The organism is Acidithiobacillus sp. HP-2, from assembly GCF_015100155.1.
Lineage (GTDB): Bacteria > Pseudomonadota > Gammaproteobacteria > Acidithiobacillales > Acidithiobacillaceae > Acidithiobacillus.
Genome location: NZ_JACKZA010000032.1, coordinates 1 through 22,544, shown reverse-complemented (window position 1 = coordinate 22,544; position 22,544 = coordinate 1). Strand labels below are relative to the sequence as shown.

Genomic DNA, 22,544 nt, shown 5'->3' with positions numbered 1-22,544 from the left:
GAACAGGTCATCCCCATGTTGGAAACCCTCCAGGCACAAACAGCGCAACTGGGGCCCATAGAAGCGCTGGTGTCCGATACGGGTTACTGCAGCGAAAAGAATGTGGAGGCCTGCGAAGCGCTGGGGATTACCCCATTCATTGCCGTGGCCCGAGAAGAACACCATCCCGACTGGCGGCAACGGCATACAGAACCGGAAGCCCTCCCTGAAAATGCAACCCGCATGCAGGCGATGATACATCGTCTGAAGACGCAGGCAGGCCGAAGCGTTTATCGTCTGCGCAAACAAACGGTAGAACCGGTCTTCGGGATTATCAAATCCGTGATGGGATTCCGGCAGTTCTCCTTGCGCGGCCTGCGTCAGGTTCAGGGAGAATGGAGTCTGGTCTGCCTGGCGTGGAACATAAAACGCATGGCCGTATTGCGCCTGTAGGGCAGGAAAATGCAGATAAACCGCAAAAAACAGGGCAATAATGACCGAAAAAGACTCAAAATGAGCGATTTCAAAAAATTCGGGGCGAAATCTGGCAGTAGTCCGAAGTTAAAACCGACGGGCTGCTAGTGACGTACCAAGCGTTTCGCCTGTCCCGCTTCCCGTAGTGAGTTTTGAGCTTTTTGCCGTCGTCTGATCCTGAACCCGTGCTTCCAGCATTTTGTAATGATAATTGACGAGCCATTCCTGATATTTCTCGACAGGCGTCAGTTTTTTATGGAGACTGGCAGGGCCAAGCTGGGCAGAATGACCGCTGGCAGTACTGGCCGTTGCGCCATTCTGCTGGAGATCACCAGACGCATTTCCATTCCGGGCCAGCGTCATGGGAGGTGGAGGAGAAGGCGGCTGGCTGATCCCGATCTGGGGTGGGGGGGACCCCGCAGAGGAACCTGATGCTGGATGATGGCTGGCCTGCATGATCCCGACTACGGTCAGGGCCACCAGCGATCCACCCCCCACAAGTACAATGGCTTTGCCCTTCTGGCTGAGGCGCTTGCCCCCATGGGCCGGCGCAGGCCTGATGAGGGGCGCAGATTTGCCGCCGGCGCCGCCACCCGTAATATCCGGTACTGTCGGTTTGTCATTTTCCGCCATGAATCACCTCACCAGAAAGAGGGCTTATGGCCCGCATGGATGGTCACGACCTGTTTGTGATCCCCCACGCCCAGAAGCAGTCGCGCTTTGTTGAAGAGCTGATCCACCACAAAATATTGGCCCTTGAGCTGATAATTGGTGAGCTGTTCCTTGCCGTTTTCGATGACAAACAGTGCCGGAGCATTGCGGTAACGCAGATCAGCCGGCATCTGGATGTACACATGCCCCTCTCCGGAAAACACTCGGATTGGACGCAGTGCTTTAGGGCCTTCCCACCAGTAAGCAAAGTCCAGGTCCGCAGGATTTACATTGCCCAGAACCGCTATCTGATTCTGGGACTGCTTCCTGGCCTTCTGCTGTGCCTGCTGGTCTTCGATATGAAAGCTCTGGACCATTGCGGCAGGATCATAGAACCCGATGGCAGGCACATAACGAGCCTTGTCCGATACCATACTGAGATAGTAAACATGTCCGGTTTTGGGAACTGATACGACCAGATTCGTGTGCAGGCCAGAGCGCACCGGTTTGATTACAATTACTGAGGTGTCGCCAGCAGGAATGGCTTTGGCACGCCAGTCCACACTGTCTCCGATGGACAGGGTTACCGTACCCGTATCGCCTGGCAGCAGTCTGATCATGCACACATGCAGGGGCGCGCAGAGAATTTCAGGATGGCTTTGCCCATAGGCATACATCAGTTCCCCATTGGTTCCCGCAATGGTGGGAGCCTGCCCGGTTTTGGCCCACAGTGCGGATGCCTGCTGTTCGGCATTTTGGGCTCCTGGTGACGTCACCAGATGGGTGGAATGTGAAATTTCGTGATACAGCGCGGCGCTGTTTTCGGCATAAGCCCCCGTACTGGCCAGGGTCATGGCAGCGGCAATCAGCATTCTCTTCATTGGGCAACTCCTTCGGATACGGCAGTCCAGGTCAGGGATTTGATATACAGACCCAGGGGATTGGTGATCAGAACCTGCGGGCTGGCAGTAAGCTTTTTGTCAAAGCCCACGATCACGTTGGCTTTCCAGTAGCTCTGGCCCAGAGATTGTCCGTTCTGGTAATGGGTCTCGACCCAGTTCACCTGGTACGTGTTTTTGGCTACCGGCAGCACACTGGATATATGCACTTCGACGGTCTTTCCGGCATTTTTTACCCAAGCTTTCTCGTACCAGGGGTTGAGTTCGGCCGCCACATCGGTCCCGATCAGCGCATACACCCGCTGGGACATCTGCTTCTGGACCTTGGGGTCCGGAAGAAAACTGCGCCACTCCCAGACCCAGTTGGCCACCTGGGCTTCGACTATCCGCTCACTTACGGCACCACCCGTACTGGGCTGGGCAATGGCAATGGGATTGCCCATGGAATCGATACTCACCACATAGGGCTGGATTTTTGACTGGGCACCAATATAGGCAATGCCCAACACGGCCAGGGCGGCCACTCCGAAAGCCGAAAATGCTGCCTTCCGCCAGTTGTGGGCGCGGGTAACCTGATCACCATAACGCTCGTCCCACTCACGACGGGCCTTCAGATAGGGATTCTGTTCATCGCTCATTCAGAATACCTCCTTTGTATCAGCTTCGGGCAACATCCCGGGATGCTGTTCCCGTTGGTGTGAAATCTTGACGACTCCCGTGCGGGGATTCGTGGTCACCATTAGTCCTTCATGACGACGAAGGATGTGCAGGAACAGCAGGGCGGAAGCAGGGGTATTCAAGGGGAAATAACCAGAAGAATGATCGGCAGAAACATCGGTGGATATTAGGGCGCCATGCCCCGTGGCCGATGTGATTGTCTGCAGAACCGAACGCAACACCACCGGACTCAACTGAATCCTGGGCAGGCTGGTGGAAGACAGGGTTTTTCTGTCACCCGTCTGCACTGCAGGTAATGATCCTGGCAAGGTGCAGTCGGGCGCCACTTTATGGAGGGAACTGTCCGCCTTTCGTGGTGCCAACACGGAAATGTTTTTCTGGACGGAGCCGACAGAGGGTCCAAAGTGCAGGACAATGGTTTTCGTCCGGGGGTTCATCAGCACTTCTGCCGTTCCGCGCATCTGTGCGTTCATGGCTGCGGCCAGTCGTGCCATATGGGCATCTGCCATCACTGCAATGCGTGGCATGCCAAACGCCTGACCTGTCTGCTGATAGGACCAGCCCCACTGTTTCGCCAGATGTTGCAGTATTGGAGCGACAGGGCCGGCAAGCAGGCCCTGTCCTCCGCTCGCCGCCATATCGGGGTCTGCCGTGAACGATCCTGCCGATGTGGGAACCGTAGCCACCTGCTCCACAGGCCAGACGCCCGACGGCTCAATAAACATGAACATGAGAACCTCTTCTGCGAAATGATTGACTGATCGTTATCGGAGAAGGAGGAAAAGAAATAGTTGAAGAGGGGAAATCGTATGCTTATGTTGCGGGATTCCGGTGCCGCAACAGGATCGCCATGATGACAAATGAGAAAACAGTCATTGCAACCGTTCCTGCCCAGATCCATGCACTATCCCGCATCCAGGCATATACCAGCAGAATTGCCAGTCCGATCCGGACCAGCGCACCCCCAAAGGCCAGACGATCATGGACGAGCCCCAGAAAGACGGCGGCACGCATTGAATATCGCAAATCTTCAAACCAGGCGGGACGAAACAGAGCCATGGGCTACTCTTCGTGATGCCGCAGGCGGATGGAAATACCACCCCCATGATGCCCGTCACCAGGCATCCGGCGGGGATCGAGGGCATTGCCCGCTTTTTTGCCGAGCGCCTTGCCAGCTCTGAGCAGGGGATCACCCAGCTGTTTCTGCCGCTCTCCCCCGGTTTTTTGTGTACTTGATCCAGAAGACGGGATGGATTGTCCACCACCGAGGCTGTCTGTAGTGCCTTTGGGCGATGCCGCATTCTGACCACCGGGAACAGATGATCCGGCAAACCCCGTACCATTTGATCCAGATCGCTGGCCGGTTACGTTGGACTGCTTCAGGGCATTGTCAGCAGCCTTCTGGGTGATTTCTCCGCCCTTCCGGGTCATTTGACCGGCTTTCTGTATCCCCTGACCAGCGATATTCATTCCTTTGCCGGCGGCCTTGCCGGCCATTTCCACACCCGCGCCGGCTGCCTGTCCGGCTGCTGCAATCGCCTGTCCAGCTACCGGAATCGCATTGGCAGCCGCAGAGGCCCCGCGAATTCCGGCACCGGCCGCACCCGCTGCTGCGGATATACCTTTGCCTGCTGCCCGCATTCCCGCACCTCCAGCCTGCATACCGGCACCGGCAGCTTTCATTCCTGCCCCGGTCGCCTGACCACCGAGACCCTTGAGTGCGGCACTCACACCACCGCCACTGCCAACTCCACCCACCAGTCCCGAAAGCCCTCCAGAGCCACCACTGATGGCATTCCCCGACCCGGATGCAGCCTTAAGGGTTCTGTTGGCCACCATCGCCGCAGCTCCCAATGCTGCGCCGCCCGCTGCCATGAAGGGTGCGGCAGCCACACCACCAACTGCAGCAGCTGCAGGCATTACATTGCTCATGGACATGGAGGGAGAACCGGACATCAGTGAACCCGCAAAGCCGGGAGCCATATAACCAATGACCCCAAAAATCAGGGCACCAAAGCCCACGTTCAGGAAAGGTGTGACCGTATCTCCAGCTTTCATCTGTGCATAGAACGCGGTCATCAGCTGGCCGGATACTTCCGATCCCAGCCCCACAATCAGATAAATCACCATGAGCTTGATGCCGACCTGCACCGCATAACCGATATACTTCTCGGCGATGGGCAGGGTCCAGCGACTGCCAAACATGCCAGTCAGGACAATGCCACCGCCTACCACGATATACATCTCGATTGTGGTAATCAGCAGCTGCAGGGCAATTAGGGCAAAAGCCAGAACCATCGTGAGGGCACACAGGCCGATGATGATGGCCGATAGTGTATAGCTGGCTGCGGCACCACCCGGGTCCGTCACATCCTTCCAGAAGGATGGTGCGAGCTTGGAAAGACTGTTGATGATGTTCCCCGCGTCCTCCACACCCAGATTGAAAATCTGGGATGGTGTGGTGGCTGTTGTGCCGCCGGCCTGTTGTCCCAGATCCATAAAGCTGTGAACGATGTCCGGCACCCATTGGGGAGCCTCTGTCATGAAAGTGTAGAAAAATCCCAGGGTGATGACTTTCATCATGACTCCCACAAGGACATCACCCACCTCTCCGCCTTTGGCCAGTCGGGTGATGCCCCACCAGACGAACTCCAGTCCTGCCAGGGCAAAAAACAGATGCCTGGCGGCCGTTTCCATGCGTGACATCCAGCTGCCCGAGTTGCCGGAAATGTCGGATTTGATATATCCGAGTACTCCGGCGAGGGCGTCCGGGGTCCAGCAGAAAACCAGAACCCCCAAAACGATGGGATACCAGATGGTTAACGAGCGAAGTCGCATGGTGATTCCTTGCGGAGATTACATCAGGTTCTGGTCGGCATCTTTCCCGGCGCCACCCAGGAAAGAATGTTGCGCAAAATAATGGGCCACTGGACCCATCACCAGCTTGCAGCTCGCAGATTTTGTGCCCGTTTTCAGGCACCATTTGGCCTGTTCTTCAGCCTGAGGCTCGTGCGCTTTATACCAGTCAGTCGTTTTGCCGGGGTATGGCCCCTGATTGGGGTGCGAGCAGGCCGACAGAGACAATATTATGGGTATCAGTATCCAGCGTTTACGCATCTGTTTTCTCCTTACATGAGGTCCTGGTCAGCATCATTGCCGGCTCCATTGAGCCAGCCTTTGATACTCTGCTGTTTCTGGTTGGTTTCAATATTTCTGTTCTGTATATATTTCAGCATGGCGCTGTTGCCCTGCATGATGGTCGATTGCAGGCTCTGTATCTGTTCCACCTGCAGTCCTGCAATCTGGTTGGCCGCATCCAGTACCGCCTTGCGGCCGCTGGCCGACTGCCCGGCACTTTCCAGCTGCTGAAGGGTAGCCTGTGTGCTGGCAAAGTTGCTCTCCGTCATATGGTAATCCTGCAGGACATTCTGGACCTGATTCTGTTCATCCTGTGACCATTGCGCCAATGATACCGAATAACCGTTGGGCATCAGCGAACTGACACCCTGACCATATTCCGCCTGGAATTCCGCCGGAATGTTCTGGGCAGCATAAGACAGCCCCTGAGCCTGGTTCACCACACTGATCAGCTTGCCAATCGGACTGGTCAGGGACTGGTACAGATTCATGGGCAGGCTGACCATATTCTGTGCCTGGTTTTCAACAGACTGTATCTGCTCCTCAAGCTGCTGAGCCTGCTTTGCGAGCTTGGAAACAGAGGTGATTTCCTCAACAATCTGCTCAGGCAGCGAAGACAAGGGGTACTCACTGGCGATGACTCCTCCCGCCAGTGCCGGAGCACTGGCAGTGACAGTCAATACGGTCAGGGCAAGGACTGAAAAACGGATGCGCATGGGTCTCTCCTTCGGGTGACGTCACAAACGGATGATGATCTTATCGGCAGGACGGGAAACTCAGTACGATTCCCAGACGGATGCCGCTTCTGGCAGCCCGCGTTCTCGTAACCACCAGGCGGGCCAGGCCTCGCCATGATCATGGATCATCTCCCTGATACGGTTGATGGTCTCCGGATCTGATGCTCCCAGGAACGCCAGTTCTTCCAGACACAGACCCAGCTCAAAGAGCCGCCTCCCGTCCGGATGCATCATGTAGTACTGCCGCTTTGGTGTGGCGGTAGCCAGAATCTGTATCTGCCGGTCATTAAGCCCCATCGCCTGGTAAAATGGGCGACTGTTCTCCGTCATGGCTTCAGCGTTGGGCAACAGGATCTTGGTAGGGCAGGATTCATGGACCACATCGGCAATTCCGGATTTCTGCAGATCAGAAAGCGACTGAGTGGCAAAAATGACCGCCACATTGGCTTTACGCAGCACCTTGAGCCATTCCCGGATTTTGGCCTTGAAGGTTTCATGCCCAAACATGACCCAGGCCTCATCCAGAATCAGCAGGGTCGGCTGTCCACGGAAACGCTGTTCCAGCCGGTGAAACAGATAGGTCAGGACCGGCATCAGCACTTTCGGTCCCTTGTTCATCAGGTGCCCGATCTCAAAGACCTGGAAGACATCCTGGGCCAGACTGTCCGAGCTGGCATCCAGAAGACTTCCACCCGGCTCACCGAGGGTGTAATAGCGCAGGGATTCCTTGATGGGCGCACCACCCACGTTCTGGATGATGGTCAGAAAATGACTCATGGTCCGCTCTTCCGCCGTGGTATTGGCCCCCATCTGCTGCAGTGCGCGGCTGATTTCTTCCCGGATGACCGGGGTTGCAGACAATCCCTGCAGATCCAGAAGGCTCTCAATCCATTCTGCCGCCCAGTCACGCTCGGAAGCCTTGTCTACCTGCAGCAGCGGGCAGAAAGTCAGTTCTTCCCCCTCTCCCGCAATGTCATAATGTTCGCCACCGGCTGCAGATACCAGTGGATACATGGAATAGCTCTTGTCGAAAGCAAAAACCTGGGCACGGGGATACCGGAAATGCTGGGCAGCCAGAAGGGCCAGCAGCGTCGATTTACCAGCGCCCGTTGGTCCCAGAATTTCCGTGTGTCCCAGATCACCGGCATGCAGGCTCACCCGGAAGGGCGTGAAACCATCCGTACTCGCCCAGAACAGTGGCGGGGAATCAGGGGGATAGAACGGGCACGGATTCTGGTCCGGACCGGCCCAGACACTGGTGAACGGCAACAGGTGTGCGAGATTCAGGGTATGAACCAGTGGACGGCGGACATTGGCTTTCGTATCCCCGGGCATGCTGCCCAGAAAAGCTTCCACGGCATTGACATCTTCGATGCGGGCACCAAATCCATGATTTTCTATGGCCCGCTTGAGATCTCTGGCCTGGGATTCCAGAACAGCCAGATCCTCGTGAGCCAGCAGGATGACGCTCGTGTAGTAACCGAAGCGCACCGCACCCGAAGATGCCTCACCAATGGCGGCAATGGCGTCTGTAGTCATGTTGTCGGCATCCACGTTGATATGGGTGGCCTGCCCGCCGCCATTTTCACGGACCATGTTCATCAGGCTCTTGCGCTTCTGACTCCAGCGCGAGCGATGGCTGTTGATGATTTTTTCCGCCTGAACCGGGTCCAGATAAATGAAGCGGTTCGACCACCGGTAACGAATGGGCATGCGTGACAGAAAATCCAGAATGCCGGGGAAACTCACCGACGGGAAACCGTCCACGGCAATGGCCATGATATGCTGGCGATCTACACGCGGCTGGAAACCGGTCACAAAATCATGACGACCGAGACGGGCATCCAGATAAGCCGGTGGCTCATCCTCCGGAAAACGGATGGGATGGGCATCAAAGCTGACGCAGGATTCCAGAAAGCCCAGCAATGGGCTATCCAGAATCCCCTGGTTATCGGTCCTGTCAGCCAGACGCCGTATTTTCAGGAATGAAGACAAGCGGCCTTCAATTTCCAGCAGCCTGTCCTTGAAACTCTGCAGCGCCCTCTGACCCGCTCCTGTTTTGTCCGCTCCGCCCTCGACAAAAAGCATGGCGGCCTTGCCGGCAGCATCTGGTGGCGGAAACCAGGTTACGGTCAGCACATAACGGCTCGTATAGTGACGGGTTTCCGTATCGTATCGAAGCCGTCGAACGGCATCGATGAGCTGGGTGGTGCGATCCGGGAACGCCCCTTCTGGCGCGTATCCCGGCGCACGATCACGAACGGCATCGCAGTTCAGCACCCAACCATCACCCAGTGACAGGGCTGCGTTTATCCGTGTTCCCATGGCTGCCAGTTCGGCCTGAGTGGCCGAATCCAGATCGGGGCCGAGATAACTCCATCCTGCCAGAAAGCCTCCGGACTTGGTGAGAACAATCCCGTCGTCCACCAGAAATCCCCAGGGAAGCAGATCCGGCAGGCCCATGGCACGACTGCGAAATTCTTTCAGGTTCAGCATGATGTTCCTCGTCTGCAAAAAAGACCGGCTATCAGTATTTGCGCAGACGCCCAAAGGGTGTTGCGGCTGATGGGTAAAACCTGCGGTAACGCAGGCTGCGAATGCCTATCCGCGACAGTATCGGATCGTGTTTTGCGGCCTGGGCAAGTGCCCACTGCCCCAAAAACCAGAGCAGAATCCCGAGTACGGCGCTCCAGACCTGATGCAGGCTGAAAATAAATACGGCCGCGATGATGCCGGTCATCATCACCAGGCTACGCTCTCCGCCCAGAATCAGATGGGGGCGGTTCAAAGAACTGTGAATGTCTACTTCCTGCCGGTTTTCATCCATATGCAGACCTGTTCCTGTTTATTCGGCTCGTTGAAACGCGGTCCGAGAGAGTCACGGACCGTGTCATTGCTGAAATTCAGACCAGTGCTCCGGACAGTCCAAGAGCTGAAAGGAAGTTGTTGCCAAGAACAATAATGGCGATGGCCAGAACCAGATACAGTAGTTTTTTGGCTACGCCACCCAGCTCATCGCCCCCGAAAGCAAGCGCGGCGCCGGCACCCAGCAGTGCCACGACGGAAATGCCTGTGGCGATAGGACCTGTCAGATCATTCTGCAGGGTTTGCACCGGCCCATCCCAGGGGAGACCTCCAGAAGTGCTGGCCAATGCCTGACCAGCACCGGCAATGGTAAGAATAATCGCGCCGCCAATCCGGCGTCGCCAGCGGCGCACATGCGCCTGAATGCGAGAAACAGATTCCATTTGTTGCATGTTGAAACTCCCGATGCGTGATCTACCCAGCCACGATGCTGGTCAACGACTATCAGGAAAATGGGAAAGGAAGTGGGGGTTGCTGGCTATGGAACCGGAGGATGAATGTCCAGCAGGTTTAGCAGGTGATCGATCACAGACAGGTGTGATCTTTGATTTCGCAGTATGTCAGCGGTGACCTTTGACCAGTCTGCCCGGTGATCACGGGGCGGATATCCGTTCAGCAAGCTTTCCACACGCGTTTTCCAGTCCGTATTCACTGCATATGGGTCTTCGCCCACCAGTTTGATCAAGGTTGCCTCCAGACATGGTTCGGAGCGCAACAGTATGATCCGTTTGTTGAGTGCATTATTTTTCAAAACGCTGCGCGGGTTTTCTGTATCTGTATCATACATTGCAGCAACCTTGTCATAGCTGCTGCGCGCCTTCTCAGTCAGGGCTTTTCGTAGAACGTGGTCAGCACCCTTCCCCTTTGCATTTCTGATTGTCACGCTGATCCCGCAATCTCTGGGAACGAAAATGGATCGCACGTGTTTCAGAAATCCTTCTTCATCCGCACCCTCAACAACAATCAGTATTGTTTTGCGAACGCTCCAACGGTTCCGGGAATGATCAGACCTGGGGGATCGCGCCATACGCTCCCGCCATGTATTTTGCGTAGTGATTTTCATCGGCACGAATGCCTTCCACCTTGTCCAGCCGAATCGCTGCGCTTTCGCACTGATCGTCTTTTTCAACCAGAATAACCTGCGACTTGTCCAGAATGTTCAGCACTTCCGGAGCATGGCAGGAAAAAAGCAGCTGAGCGTCGTACGGATTCATCTCGGCATTGGCAAAAAGATCAAGGATGAGTTCCAGCATGTGCGGGTGCAGATCACCCTCCAGTTCATCCACAACAGCGATGCCGCCACGTTCCAGGACAGACAGGATCCGCATCAGATGGATAAAAGCGCCCTTGGTACCACTGGACTCCATATGGAAAGGCAACTCATGGGAGCCCGCTATGGAAAGATGCTGGCCGTAGGGGATGGAAAGCACATCCGTCCTGTCCGGATTATCCCGATCAGTAATGGGAATATCACGAATCTGAACATCTGAAAGACCAAGATCCCAGGAAGAAAGTAACCTTACCATCTGCGCTCTTTGTTGCGGATTGTCCCGATAATACCTTGCCACTGAAGAGATCAGGTCATCCCCAGTCGGCAGCCGGCCCATGTACGAAACGTTGGAAAAAACCATGGGACGCGCCATGGTTTGCGCCATGGGAACCCCATATTGCGCACCCCAGGAAATCAGGGATACATCCGGTCGCAAATTGACGATGGCCTCATCAGGCAAACCAAAATCCTGCTGGCGTACCGCATACCCTTCAGCCTGCTCGTCATATTCCCGGACGAATACATATCGAAATTTGCTGGCAGGCCGGTGATATAGCGCCTCACGCAAGACCCTCTTCCGGGTACAGACCAGTTCATAACGCCAGAGTCTGCCATCAAAGTCGAGAATGCAGGAAAATTCACTAGGCTGATCAGCGTAGGCAAAATGCGGAACAATGGGGATGTCGTTGCCTGCAGGGTTCTGAAATGACTCGGCGATAAACCAGCCAAGGAATGCCGCAGGCTTCAACAGTGCCGTCTTGCCTGCTGCATTTGCACCCAGAACAGCCATCACCTTGCTCACACGTTTCCCGGTTGGGCGTTCAGAAATCCAGTCTGAATCGCTGACTTTTTTAGTGACACGGAAATCAACCGTGGTTTGCTGAGCAAATGACTGAAAGTTTGAAAAGCTGTAGGTATGCAGCATATTGGCCTCATAAAAGGGCATAACCAACGAAATCCCGTTTATTATGTCATATCATGCCTGCAATATATAGAAAGAAACATCGCAACCGATAATCAAAATCATCCTGGACGCGGCTAAAACAGACCCGCTCTTGCAGAGCATACAGTTGATTCCGAAAACGCCGAGAACTACTTCCGCATCCACTTTGGACATCTCCCCATGACGGGCCAGGGCGGCAATAAATTCGGTTTTGTTCGTCAGGGACCTCTCTTTAAACAGGCGGGCCTGGTCAATGTAGGGAATAGCAAAGCCCGCGAGCTATCAGTGGGCGGCAGGTGCGGGTTCACCATGGGTCGGTTTGAAGGCAAGCTGCAGGCCAAGCGCCTGAGCGACTTTCACCACGGTTGCGAGGCTCGGATTGCCATCGCCTGAAAGGGCCTTGTCCAGCCCTTGGCGGCTCATTCCCACGTCGCGGGCAAGCTGGCTAAAGTTGCGGGCGCGAGCTACATCCCCAAGCGCCGCAGCGATCAGTGCGGGGTTGCCATCCTCCATCACGGCATCGAGATAGGCCGCAATATCGTCCTCGGTTTTGAGATAGTCCGCCGTATCGTAGCGGCTGAATTTGACTTCCATCTTGGTCACTCCTTCCACTGCGCTGCAATGGTTTTGGCTAGGGCAATGTCACGTTCCTGACTGCTCTTGTCGCCTCCACAAAGCAGCAGTACCACCAAGGGTCCGCGCTGCATGAAATAGACGCGATAGCCGGGGCCGTAGTCGATCCTCATTTCCGACAAGCCTTCGCCTACCGGCTTTACGTCGCCGGGGTTGCCAAGGCTCAAGCGTCGAATGCGCGCCTCAATCCTCGCACGGGCCTGACGATCACGAATGCCGACAAGCCAGCGGTCGAACAGGTCGGTTTTTATGAGCTCAATCATGTGACAACTATAATTGCTATTCTGGCATATGTCAACTGTAGCTGCTAATACAAACATCACTAATCGGATGATGGCACTCAAGGCTGGATGAATCACCGGACCACTTTCAGACCAGTTGTGTAATGAACGCACCATCCTTCCAGCCGGTCACCTGCAGGATTTCATCAATAATGCGCCCTGTCGCGGTTCGGCGAATGCTGATGACCAGATTGACGGCTTCCGCAATCAATTGTGGTACCGGCGGTACATTCGCCTCCTGGATCAACTGACCTACCCGGATCAGGGCTGCTTGTGCATTGTTGGCATGCACAGTCCCCACCCCTCCCGGATGCCCTGTATTCCATGCCTTCAGCAGAGCCAGAGCTTCGGCGCCACGAACCTCTCCAACCACAATGCGGTCGGGGCGCAGACGCATGGTACTTCGCAGCAGCCGGGTCATGTCGATCCGGTCAGAACTTCGTAGAAATACCGCATTGGGTGCCGTACACTGCAGCTCTCTGGTGTCTTCAATAATCACGATCCGGTGTTCAGGGGTCCTTTCACTGACTGCATGAAGAATGGCATTGGCCAGAGTCGTCTTGCCAGTCCCCGTTCCACCGCAGACCAGAATGTTCTGGCGGGAATCCACCGCACGATGAATCATCCCATACTGCTTTTCACTCAGAATGCCCTTGCGGACATAATCTTCCAGTGTAAAAACCAGTAAGGCCTTTTTGCGGATAGTAAAAGAAGGTGCAGAAACCACTGGAGGGATGAGCCCCTCAAAGCGGCTGCCATCCAGAGGCAACTCACCGCTGATGATCGGAGAATCCACACTGATCATTGTCCCCAGCATGGAAGCCACCGTATCAATGATCATACGGGCCTGGCCCGCATCCAGTCGGGACCGTGGAGCCATCTCTCCACCCAGGACGTCCACCCAGACCTGCCCATCAGGATTCAGCAAAATCTCGACAATCTGTGGATCTTCCAGATAGCTCTGGATATCCTTTCCGAGAATGCGCAGCAGAAACTGATCCAGGCGCTCCTGTTTTGCTGCCATGGCGGCGGGCATGTTTCAATCTGCCTGCATCGGATCAGCCGATGCCAGATACTGATCAATTTTTGCCTGTTCTTCGGGACTGATGTCCTCTTGCGGCATGTCAAACATTTCTCCGATATCGCTGCCCTCGCACATGGACAGCACGAGACCGTGCCCAAACGCATTCCGGCAGGCAAACGCCTCGGCTTCCGTATAAAAAATCACGGGTTCGCCCAATGGATCACGATATAACTCTCCCTCCCGGGGCTCGAACAGATATATCGTGTCTTCGGCAAGGTCTGCAGAGGGCTGCTGATTCTCACCAACATAACGGATGGCAAAATCACCTACGCTGTAGCGGTTTTCAATTGCCTGGTTGTCCATCATGCTCTCTCCTTCAATAACTCAGTGGATAGTATCATTCCCGATAATCGGCCCATGAGGAAACTCAAAGCGGCAACCAGACGTGCGCTTTCCAGATCCAAACAGGTCGGGCGATAGCCCTGATCCTGGAACCGGATACGGGACCGTAATAGCGCGAGTCATAGGACAGGCGTGGCCAGCCACTGCCATAAACCCAGTATTGGTGAGGTTTCAGCCGGATCTTGCCACGCCACAGGGGCAGAGCAACCGGATACCCGACTGCCCTCAGCAGAGGTTTGCTCTGTGGCAAATGATGCCCATCAATTTTTACCCCGGCCGCTGTCTCTTCAACCAGATCACCCGGAACCCCAACCACCTCCTTCAGGAATGGGGCAACCCCATCATCACAGTTGCCGGGATCCAGGAAAGAAAAATCCGGGGTTGGGGCGCAGAAGCTGATGTATTCTCCAACCCGGACGGGTTGCGTGGGTGACGTCACCGGAACCAGATGCCAGATGCCGACCGGTTCTGAAGGCGTACTGTTTATCCGGTAACCTGCACTCCAGGCAATCATAAAACCCACGACAATGAATCCCAGCGCGAAAGCGGGAATGCGCAGCCCACGAAAACGGACCGGACGGTGAATGGTTATCCATCCGGGCAACTGCAGCCGGGTAGTCAGCATTTTCGATCACCACTGACATCCGGGGCTTTCAGGAGTCGGCTCTTGAATCCTTCATCCAGATAATATTTGATCTTCTGTCCATAAATTGGTGCATGGCCGGCAACAAAGATCAGCTCATCATCCGGTGGCAGGCGCATGCATTCATCCGGGGTCAGCAGGGGGCGCTGCACTATCTGTTCGTTGGTATTGACGTTGTGCAGCAGCAGGCTGAACCGCCCACCCGAGTATTGCCGCTGGTTATGCCGGACCGTCGCCTGCCCCGCCATTTTTGACAGCAGCTCTGCCGTCTCGATTTTATTGGGCGCATAGGCAACGCGGACATGGCAGTTGCTGATAATGGATTCATCCTTTCCGTAAGCGGCAAAAAGCTGGCTCAGATCCTGTACGATCAGCAACGCCTTGAGACCATAGCCGGCAATGAAGGCCAGTGCTTCCTGAAACACATCCAGCTTGCCCAGACTCGGGAACTCATCCAGTAAGAGCAGCATCCGGTGAGGATAAAGGCTCCGGCTCCGTCCATCCTCCTCAAAATCCATGCCCTCTGTAAGGCGCCGCACCACCTGGTTCAGGATCAGACGCAGCAAGGGTTTCAGCCGATCCTTGTCGGATGGCGGAACCACCAGATAGAGGGATGACTTTTCGACGACTTTCCGGCCATCAATATCCTCACCACCCATCAGGCTCGGGATATTGAAATCAGAAACCCGTGTGTTCTCGGCAACAATGGGGTCACGATACAGGGACAGGAAAGACAGCGCTGTCGAGAGAACGCCTGAAGCTTCATTGGGCGCCTTGTTCAGAAATGATTGCGATGCTTCCGCCACTGCACGCCAACCCGTGACCCGGTAGGCATCCTGTTCCTGTTGCAGAATCTCCAGTGCGTAATCCTTGATGTATTCAATGACCGCCTGAAACCCTTTGGGCGCAGGTTTGGCCCTGGCATTGGCCTCGCGGGGCGCCAGGGCAGCCTTCTGCTCCGCCTGGGTCTCGGCAATTTCACGAACCGGTCCCCCGTCCGACAATATGGACTGGACCGTGTGCAGGCAGCGCAGATTTTTGCCATCGGATCCGGGCTTCAGGTCCGGAGACAGCAGGACATAAAGAATGACCCCCGTCAGCAGATCAAAGCCGGTTTTGGCCCAGTGGTCATTGAGGCCCTTGCCATCCGGATCGACGATCATCGTGGCGATGTTCTGTACATCCTTGATGAGGTTTCCGTCCAGTCGAATTTCCTGCAGCGGGTTGAAACGCACGGAATCCGGTTCGGTCGGGCAGAACTTCAGGCAACGCTGGCCCAGGTGTTCTTTCCTGAAGCCGGCCGTCAGCGCCCAGTTTTCTCCCTTGATATCATGAATCAGTACAGATTCATCCCAGCCCAGCAAGGTCGGAATGACAATGCCAACCCCCTTGCCTGATCGGGTCGGAGCAAAAACCATGATATGTTCCGGCCCCTTGTGCCGCAGATAAAAAATGCGCTGATCGGGATGTGCCACCAGCTTTGTACGGATTTGCCGGCGTACGGATCGTTGCGGGGCATTCATGGTGTGGGCACCCAGAAAAACGCCGCCCCTGTTATCCTCTGTCGGCAGCAGCCCCTGGGCAATGACTTCTTCATCCGTAGCCCAGTGCGCCGATCCATGCAGATCATTCCGCTCCTGAGCCGCCTTGCGGGTGCGCCGATAGGCCCAGATTGCCGGCAGCAGAATGGCCGACATCCCGAAAACCAGCATGATGACGTGTCCCACCAGAAAAACATGCAGGACTCTGGGTCCATAGCTGACATTATCGTACTCAATCCCCCAGAGAATGGACATCCAGGGCGCATACCAGTGCCCCATGATCGGCGCACCCAGCGCATCCGGCCAGCCCAGCGCCCAGGCGGTGTATTCCGTAGAGGCCTGAAAGCCCAGGAAAGTCAGAATGACCATCATCCCCAGGGCTGGCCAGACCATGCCCGTGATGTCTTTCTGGGATTGCGGGATATGAACCAGAGATTCGGCAGCCATGGCTTAATGCTCTATTTCCCAGTCGGGAAGATCATCAGGCTGCTGTTCAGGCCCATGCGCTCGCCTGGCATCCACAGCCAGATCAGCCGCCCAGTCAATGGAATTTCCCATGGCCATACTGGCCGCCATTTCGGCACCTTCCAACACCTCCTGCTCCAGAGAGCCACTGTCACGCGCCTGCTCATCCTCAGCCACCAGTTCCCCATCCACGTTCCGGGTGCGCAGAGACTGCTGCCGGTTTTCCTCCTCCACCTCTTTCTGGCGGTTTTGTAATGGGGACGCCATCTGCCCGCGCAAGTTTTCCGGTACCTGTTCCCGCGCTTCCTGAAGCAGTTGTTCCTGGACCAGCAGAATATCTATCCCTTTCGCCGTGGGCTGACCCCGCTCATCGGCAAGTCCGGCGGACAGCAGTTTCGCCCGGCCCTCGGGCGCAAGTGCCGAAAACCCTCCCTCCAGCGTTGCCTGCAACAGATCGAGACGGGTTACCGCATCGGCATGGGCCAGTTCCGCCCGTGCGGCCATGTAACGGTCAGAAGGAATCAGGATTGCTTCCCCATCTACCGGAACCCCGCCCTGATCGGCCAGTTTTCTGACTTCTTCGGAGGCGGGGAACCGCATGGAATGCAGTGGAAGTGCATCTTCTTTCGTCAGGTTTTGCGCCGCTGGCTCAGATGCCGTCTTTTCAGCTGCAGGGACGACCCCATAATCTGGCTGTACCTCCTTCTCTGGCAAGACCTCCGGGGATTGCATCACATCGCCGACAATTCCGTTGCGGGGTGTGATGTCAGGATACTCGACTTTGAGATTGTCGGTTTTGCCCTGCTCCTGGCCCTTCTGCCATATTTCCTGCAGATCCCGGTTGCGAATGGGAATGCCCAGTTCACCTGCAAGGTGTGCTGCGCGTTCCTTGAATTCATCATCCCCGGTCAGCAACAGCGGTGTACCTTCCCGGAACTTGGCAGTGGCAAGCCGCAAGGCCGCTTCAATCTCACGGTCACCACTGTCCAGCATCTCGATCCGCTTGCCCCGATCAGCAAACACTTCCTGATTTTGCCGCAGATAATGCACGGCACTGCCATCTTTTTCGATTTTGCTGGTCAAGCCTTCCAGAACCAGCGGTTTTGGAGCTACTTCCGCCGGACCTTCCAGGCCCGCACCCTGGCCTTTAGCCTGCAAGCCCACAATTTCAGCAAGCAGTGCCTGGGCGGTGACGTCACCACTGCGGGATTTGTCTTTCAGGTAATCCTGCCAGGCTGGAATATTTGCATTGATGATCACTGTTTCCAGTTCTGCCTGATGCTGCTTCCCCAGCATTTCCTTTTGCCTGACCACCTCCATGGCCCAGGCTGACTCCCGGGCTTTGGCGGGCAGTTTTTCATTTGCTTTTTCCCATGCTTCCCGCTGATCTTCCAGTGATTTCGTCAGATCCTTGCGCTGCTGCAGGTGCTGGGACCCCAACTTGTCCATTGTCTGAAGATGCGCATCAAGTACCGTATCCCGCTCCTGGCGGAATGCATCCAGCAGTGCTTTTCTCTGCGCTTTGCTGATTCCGGATTCTTCGGCCGGATTTTCCTGGTGAAGTTCTTCCGCAGGTGTAGCCATGTCAACCTCCTGTATTCATGAATATTCCGTGATTAGTCCAGTCCTTCAGAAACCGATTTCCAGACCATCATCCGTGTTTTCCCGCTCTGATGATGACTGCATGGATTTCATCATTTCCGGGGCTGTTTCCAGTGTGTCACGCCCACTTTCCTGCGCCCTGTCTGAGTCGAGCCCATAGAGCTGCCGGAGCCCAGCGATAGATGTTTCTGCCGCCTGTGCGGGCGGGACAGGGGCTTTCAGCAAAGGCGAACGATCCAGGCGATCTACTGGTTCGGTGCGTTCGGTCAGTTCGCTTTCATGACGGGCATATTCCTTCCCGACTTCCAGAACTTTGTCCGGGTCCGCATCATCCGTGATGCGAAACACTTCAATCCCATCATCCCTGCTGGATATCTGCTCTGGAGTCAAAATGGTGCGGACGCGAACATTGCCAGCACGGTTGATTCCCACCACCAGCGCAGGCGTTTTTTCCATGCCAGTTTCCAGTGGTCGATCCAGGTAAACCGGCATGTTCAGCATCAGTTCGTCCGCAAGGAATCCACGGTGCGTGTTTTCAGTATCGACACTCATGGCTGCGGCAGGGATTTCATGACCAGGAACAGTGGTACTCTTTTCGATATCCTGCTCCTGCAGCAGTCCCTGTTGTCTGGCAAGTTCCAGCTGCTTCTCCAGATACACGGCGGCTTTCAGGCCATTATCAACCGCCAGACGCCGCTCATCCCGGGTCAGATTTTTGCCCCAGGACGCAACATAGGCCGCATGCTGCTCCTCAGTCATGTCTGGACTGTCGCCCATATACGGAATGCCCAGATGCAGGGATGTCAGATAGGCACCAATCTCAGCCGTCACTTCTTCGGCGGCGCGCGATTCCAGCTTTGCATAGGTTTTCAGGGAGTCCCGGTCCAGCCGGGAAGCATGGCCTGTGGCGTGGGCGAGTTCATGCGCTTTGGTGGCATCATATCCGTGCTGATCGTGAAACTGCTCCCGCAAGGGAAGATGGATGCGATCCAGACCAGACCGATAATAGGCGCGGGCCTGGGTTGCGTGGACAATCACTACACCCATCTGCGCGGCAATGGCATCCAGTTCGTGGCTTTTGGGCTGTCGTTCTGCTTCCGGAACAACCCTGAGAGGCGGAATCCCCTCAATCTGTGCAGCATTGAACAGGGGGGTAGCCCGGTAGCCTACTGGCCGGGTCACATCCTGACCACTTTCTTCATCACGGACGGTCTTGATAATGGGAGAATAGATGCGTGCGCCTGCTTTTTCGCCCTTGCGAACGGAATAACCGGCCTCTTTGGCTTGGCTGTATCCCATCCAGCGGGGATCCTCATAGCCATGTTCCAGCGCTGCTACGGTCAGAATCATGGTATTCAGCGAACTGTATGCCTTGCCCGTAGTGGGATTGTGCGGCGCTGAAAATTCCCCATATCTGGGTTCCCAGGGTCTCTGCCAGACCGGCTTTTCACCGGTAGCAATCATTTTTTCTGCTGACTCCAGCAGAGAATCCAGCATTTCTGCCTTGGAAATTACGGCCATCTTGCACCTCATCGGGGAAATGCGCCTCGCCAGGACAAGCCGGGGCAGAATGACAGGACTGCGTTTCGGATGGGTTTACCCGCCGTCAACGACCCATGCCCAGATCTTCCTCATCATCCAGGTCTGGTCCGCTGTCCGGTGCCTCCAGTCCGGTTTCCTGTTCCAGCACCTCATTCCGTTCCAGGTCCTGAGCAGCCTGGCGTTCCATGACCGCTTCCACTGCATCCCGATGATCCAGACGGGCGAGGGCTGATGGTTCTACACCCAGAGTTTCCCTGAATCGGCCTGTTTCATAGAGTTGGCCCTCCTTTTCGGTGAACTTGTGCGTCATGGCTTCGTTCATGCGGACAATACCCCCCTGTCCACGAATATCCTGAAACTGCGCCTGCTCCCCATCGCGGTGCATTTCAGCCATCCGTAAGGCGGCAAAGCGGCCATGGGGGCCATCAATGCCCACCATCCGTACCACCAGGGGATCCCTGCCTTCGCCACGGTTCACCACGCCAGACAGATACTTCTGGCCGTTGTGTTCTTTCGGTTTCATTTCAAAGTCGTATTTCTCCCTGACTCCGGTTTCGGGATTCTGGATCTCGAATTTACCCTTGAGGCCGCCCTCTTCCCGCAGTGCGTCTTTCTGGGCGGGTGCCCAAAGTCGGGCGCTGTGGTAGGTGCCCTGCTCATCCTTAATGGTTCCCTGAGCTGCCGGGTATTCATGGAAAGTTTTGTCAGTGGGTGCAGCTTCTTTGCTTTCCTGCGCCGGACTTGCGGCTTTTTCCGCTTCTGGAATCTGGGTTTTGCCCTTCGCTTTTGCCATGATGAATCTCCTTTCAGTACGTCAGTACACGGTCTGACCCTGTTCGGGGTCATTAACGGCCTATCGGCAAGATGGGAAACACTGCACGGAATGTGGTATTTGCCAGTCAGTTTCCTGTCAGGACGATTTCAGGAAATCCTTGATCTGGAGAAAGGTATGCGAACGATAGAGGATGTGGATCGGGTGATTCATGGCGAGGCGGGAGTGAGGATTTACAGTAAAACCGGACGTGGGAATGCCACGATCAGCGCGTGGCCATCGCCCAAGGTGTCTATATGCACCTCTGCGGTAAAAAAGACTTTCCTGAAAAGGTTTAAGGCAGGAACATGATCGGTCTTCAGCTGTTGCAGGAATGTGCTCTACAGGTTGCCCCTGTCACCATGGCTGCAGTGGTGCAGACCGAGTCTGGCGGGAATCCTCTGGTCATTCACGACAACACAACGAATCGCAGTTATTTCCCAAAAACCAGACGCGATGCAGAACGAATCCTGCATCTTTTGCTGGCAGCGGGGCATCAGGTAGACGCTGGAATCGCCCAGGTTGATTCTGAAAATTTTGCCGCATACAGATTAAATTATAAAAACGTCTTTGATCCCTGCACCAATCTGCAGGTGGCCTCGAAAATACTGGTTGATTCATGGAAAGCATCAGGTAAAAAGTTACCAGGTGCTCTGCAGGTTTATAACTCGGGGAAGCCATCTGGTGATGCCCGCTATGCCCGTATTGTCTACCATCAGGCTGGAGTCAGTGTTCCATCCATTCCAGGAGGGAAACTGGCTGCCTGGGCGGTGGAACCTGTCGTTTACAAGGGGAATGGGAAAAAGGAAACAGAGGCAGGTGAGCCAGTTCGAATCAGGATTTCATGGACTCCAGCAGCCAGTCCCATACAGCCGAAATGGTAATGGCCTATCCTATCGCTATTTTGAATAATTGGGTATCCGTAATTTATTGTGTATGTCGCACCATAGCCCATTCTGCTCCTGTTTGAGCAATCACTCCCTGAAACACACTCCCCAAAGAGCAATTTCAGGCGCTATTTCAAGGGCAGGTAGATATCGGTTATTTGTTCGTGTTCCGAGGTGTCAGGAATCCGTTTGATATAGTGAAAGAAGAGCGGAAAGTCTCGCAATTCCTCACCACTCCCCGGCAGCCATTCTCGGTAGAGATAATAGGCGCTGTCGCTGATGCGATCGGTGGATCCTTGATGACAGACCGTGGCATAGCGGCCAGCTGGAATATGCTTTGTGATGATGCCTTGTGGGTTATCCGGCACGGGGGTGCCGATTTCTCCGCAGATATCGAAGCGAAATTCCTCCGGAGCGGTAGAAGCAGGGTCGCTGTAGGCGAGACCAAAAGTACGGCTGGTGGCGACGGGCGACAGACCGCTGCTCTTACGCCATTCGATGAAGATCTGAACTGACTCGAAAATTAAATCAGGTGGACCCTTGTGCTCTAATACGGCAACCATTGCTTCGGAAAAATCGACAACTTTCACTTCCATGGGAGTACTCCTCTTTCGTCCGGGTAGTTGCATACGCTCAGCCCAAGGCTGCCACGCAGGTTGGTCGCGAAATTGAGAAGGCGTCTGTCCAAAGCAATTCTTGAACGCACGTGAGAACGATTCCGGATTTTCGAAACCTGCCTCCAAGGCAATGTCGATAACCCGACGATGGGGATGAGCTATAGTCAAATCTGGTGTATGAGTATTTTCTGACATAGATCAGGCGGCGGTCTGTTGATCATCCGGCAGGGTGAGGTTAGCCGGTATGCCATCGATAAATTTCACCCCTGCAAAAAGCTGCAGGACTTTCTCTGGAGCATAAATCCCAATCCAGCGTTTTTCAGCCTGCTGCAGCATCTTGAAACCCAATCCCAGAAAGCTGCTGCGTGATACACAGTTCTTCGTCCGGGTAGTCCGGTGGCGTACCGTAGCGAAGGTGGACTCAATGGCATTGGTGGTCCGGATATGCCGCCAGTGTTCGGC

General features: G+C 55.3%; 25 protein-coding genes and 2 pseudogenes. 2 read left to right on the top strand and 25 right to left on the bottom strand.

The features are described from left to right. The coding region (locus tag H7F11_RS16010; protein WP_193658256.1) for a transposase at nucleotides 1-432 on the top strand (432 nt) is incomplete at its 5' end. Between the two features lie 108 nt (nucleotides 433-540). Here H7F11_RS16010 and H7F11_RS16005 read toward each other — a convergent pair. The 22 genes from H7F11_RS16005 to H7F11_RS15900 form a co-directional block, all read right to left on the bottom strand. Further along, nucleotides 541-1,086 carry a hypothetical protein gene (locus tag H7F11_RS16005; RefSeq protein ID WP_193651785.1) on the bottom strand — a complete coding sequence of 182 codons (546 nt, stop codon included), beginning with the start codon at nucleotides 1,084-1,086 and terminating at the stop codon, nucleotides 541-543. Between the two features lie 8 nt (nucleotides 1,087-1,094). Then, complete coding sequence (locus tag H7F11_RS16000) at nucleotides 1,095-1,985, bottom strand: TrbG/VirB9 family P-type conjugative transfer protein (protein WP_193651784.1); 891 nt, start codon at nucleotides 1,983-1,985, stop codon at nucleotides 1,095-1,097. After that, nucleotides 1,982-2,641: a VirB8/TrbF family protein gene (locus H7F11_RS15995; protein WP_193651783.1), complete on the bottom strand. Its 660-nt coding sequence runs from the start codon at nucleotides 2,639-2,641 to the stop codon at nucleotides 1,982-1,984. Before H7F11_RS15995 ends, H7F11_RS16000 begins: the two co-directional genes overlap by 4 nt. Further along, the gene (locus H7F11_RS15990; protein ID WP_193651782.1) at nucleotides 2,642-3,412 is read right to left on the bottom strand and encodes a hypothetical protein; all 771 of its coding nucleotides are present in this window, start codon (nucleotides 3,410-3,412) and stop codon (nucleotides 2,642-2,644) included. An 82-nt stretch (nucleotides 3,413-3,494) separates the two neighbouring features. Then, entirely contained in the window at nucleotides 3,495-3,740 is a 246-nt protein-coding gene (locus H7F11_RS15985) for a hypothetical protein (RefSeq protein WP_193651781.1), read from the bottom strand. A 3-nt stretch (nucleotides 3,741-3,743) separates the two neighbouring features. Beyond that, complete coding sequence (trbL, locus tag H7F11_RS15980) at nucleotides 3,744-5,519, bottom strand: P-type conjugative transfer protein TrbL (protein ID WP_193651780.1); 1,776 nt, start codon at nucleotides 5,517-5,519, stop codon at nucleotides 3,744-3,746. A gap of 18 nt (nucleotides 5,520-5,537) precedes the next feature. Continuing rightward, entirely contained in the window at nucleotides 5,538-5,798 is a 261-nt protein-coding gene (locus H7F11_RS15975; RefSeq protein ID WP_193651779.1) for an EexN family lipoprotein, read from the bottom strand. Nucleotides 5,799-5,809: 11 nt separating this feature from the next. Continuing rightward, nucleotides 5,810-6,535 carry a P-type conjugative transfer protein TrbJ gene (gene trbJ, locus H7F11_RS15970; protein ID WP_193651778.1) on the bottom strand — a complete coding sequence of 242 codons (726 nt, stop codon included), beginning with the start codon at nucleotides 6,533-6,535 and terminating at the stop codon, nucleotides 5,810-5,812. 60 nt (nucleotides 6,536-6,595) lie between these two features. Then, nucleotides 6,596-9,052 (bottom strand): transporter, encoded by a 2,457-nt coding sequence (locus H7F11_RS15965; protein WP_193651777.1) that lies wholly within the window; start codon nucleotides 9,050-9,052, stop codon nucleotides 6,596-6,598. Between the two features lie 31 nt (nucleotides 9,053-9,083). After that, a complete protein-coding gene (gene trbD / locus H7F11_RS15960; RefSeq protein ID WP_193651776.1) occupies nucleotides 9,084-9,383 on the bottom strand; it encodes a conjugal transfer protein TrbD in 300 nt (99 codons plus the stop codon). Between the two features lie 76 nt (nucleotides 9,384-9,459). Then, nucleotides 9,460-9,813 (bottom strand): TrbC/VirB2 family protein, encoded by a 354-nt coding sequence (locus H7F11_RS15955; protein ID WP_193651775.1) that lies wholly within the window; start codon nucleotides 9,811-9,813, stop codon nucleotides 9,460-9,462. An 86-nt stretch (nucleotides 9,814-9,899) separates the two neighbouring features. Then, nucleotides 9,900-10,448 (bottom strand): hypothetical protein, encoded by a 549-nt coding sequence (locus H7F11_RS15950; protein WP_193651774.1) that lies wholly within the window; start codon nucleotides 10,446-10,448, stop codon nucleotides 9,900-9,902. Then, the gene (locus tag H7F11_RS15945) at nucleotides 10,426-11,637 is read right to left on the bottom strand and encodes an AAA family ATPase (RefSeq protein WP_227485584.1); all 1,212 of its coding nucleotides are present in this window, start codon (nucleotides 11,635-11,637) and stop codon (nucleotides 10,426-10,428) included. The genes H7F11_RS15950 and H7F11_RS15945 overlap by 23 nt, the downstream gene beginning before the upstream one ends. 279 nt (nucleotides 11,638-11,916) lie before the next feature. Further along, nucleotides 11,917-12,228 carry an addiction module antidote protein gene (locus H7F11_RS15940; protein ID WP_193651773.1) on the bottom strand — a complete coding sequence of 104 codons (312 nt, stop codon included), beginning with the start codon at nucleotides 12,226-12,228 and terminating at the stop codon, nucleotides 11,917-11,919. 5 nt (nucleotides 12,229-12,233) lie between these two features. Beyond that, on the bottom strand, nucleotides 12,234-12,530 hold the full coding sequence (locus H7F11_RS15935; RefSeq protein ID WP_193651772.1) for a type II toxin-antitoxin system RelE/ParE family toxin: 297 nt from the start codon (nucleotides 12,528-12,530) through the stop codon (nucleotides 12,234-12,236). Between the two features lie 106 nt (nucleotides 12,531-12,636). Continuing rightward, nucleotides 12,637-13,584, bottom strand: a complete 948-nt coding sequence (trbB, locus tag H7F11_RS15930; RefSeq protein ID WP_227485583.1) for a P-type conjugative transfer ATPase TrbB — start codon at nucleotides 13,582-13,584, stop codon at nucleotides 12,637-12,639. 3 nt (nucleotides 13,585-13,587) lie between these two features. Continuing rightward, nucleotides 13,588-13,938 (bottom strand): hypothetical protein, encoded by a 351-nt coding sequence (locus H7F11_RS15925; protein ID WP_193651771.1) that lies wholly within the window; start codon nucleotides 13,936-13,938, stop codon nucleotides 13,588-13,590. A gap of 61 nt (nucleotides 13,939-13,999) precedes the next feature. Beyond that, nucleotides 14,000-14,599 carry a S26 family signal peptidase gene (locus H7F11_RS15920; RefSeq protein WP_193651770.1) on the bottom strand — a complete coding sequence of 200 codons (600 nt, stop codon included), beginning with the start codon at nucleotides 14,597-14,599 and terminating at the stop codon, nucleotides 14,000-14,002. Then, nucleotides 14,593-16,605, bottom strand: coding sequence for a type IV secretory system conjugative DNA transfer family protein (locus tag H7F11_RS15915; RefSeq protein ID WP_193651769.1), 2,013 nt, complete (start codon nucleotides 16,603-16,605; stop codon nucleotides 14,593-14,595). Before H7F11_RS15915 ends, H7F11_RS15920 begins: the two co-directional genes overlap by 7 nt. A gap of 3 nt (nucleotides 16,606-16,608) precedes the next feature. Continuing rightward, a complete protein-coding gene (locus H7F11_RS15910) occupies nucleotides 16,609-18,207 on the bottom strand; it encodes an LPD7 domain-containing protein (protein WP_193651768.1) in 1,599 nt (532 codons plus the stop codon). Between the two features lie 45 nt (nucleotides 18,208-18,252). Further along, nucleotides 18,253-19,746: an ArdC family protein gene (locus H7F11_RS15905; protein WP_193651767.1), complete on the bottom strand. Its 1,494-nt coding sequence runs from the start codon at nucleotides 19,744-19,746 to the stop codon at nucleotides 18,253-18,255. Nucleotides 19,747-19,831: 85 nt separating this feature from the next. After that, on the bottom strand, nucleotides 19,832-20,560 hold the full coding sequence (locus tag H7F11_RS15900) for a hypothetical protein (protein ID WP_193651766.1): 729 nt from the start codon (nucleotides 20,558-20,560) through the stop codon (nucleotides 19,832-19,834). A 326-nt stretch (nucleotides 20,561-20,886) separates the two neighbouring features. On the opposite strand from H7F11_RS15900, the gene H7F11_RS15895 reads away from it, so the two are divergent. Further along, on the top strand, nucleotides 20,887-21,462 hold the full coding sequence (locus tag H7F11_RS15895) for a lytic transglycosylase domain-containing protein (RefSeq protein WP_193651765.1): 576 nt from the start codon (nucleotides 20,887-20,889) through the stop codon (nucleotides 21,460-21,462). A 131-nt stretch (nucleotides 21,463-21,593) separates the two neighbouring features. On the opposite strand, the gene H7F11_RS15890 is transcribed toward H7F11_RS15895, so the two are convergent. The 3 genes and pseudogenes from H7F11_RS15890 to H7F11_RS15885 form a co-directional block, all read right to left on the bottom strand. Beyond that, a complete protein-coding gene (locus H7F11_RS15890) occupies nucleotides 21,594-22,061 on the bottom strand; it encodes an AraC family transcriptional regulator (protein WP_227485585.1) in 468 nt (155 codons plus the stop codon). A 75-nt stretch (nucleotides 22,062-22,136) separates the two neighbouring features. Beyond that, nucleotides 22,137-22,277 (bottom strand): annotated as a pseudogene (locus H7F11_RS17350) (helix-turn-helix domain-containing protein); the annotation flags it as partial. Between the two features lie 3 nt (nucleotides 22,278-22,280). Next, nucleotides 22,281-22,544: pseudogene (locus H7F11_RS15885) on the bottom strand (IS256 family transposase); the annotation flags it as partial.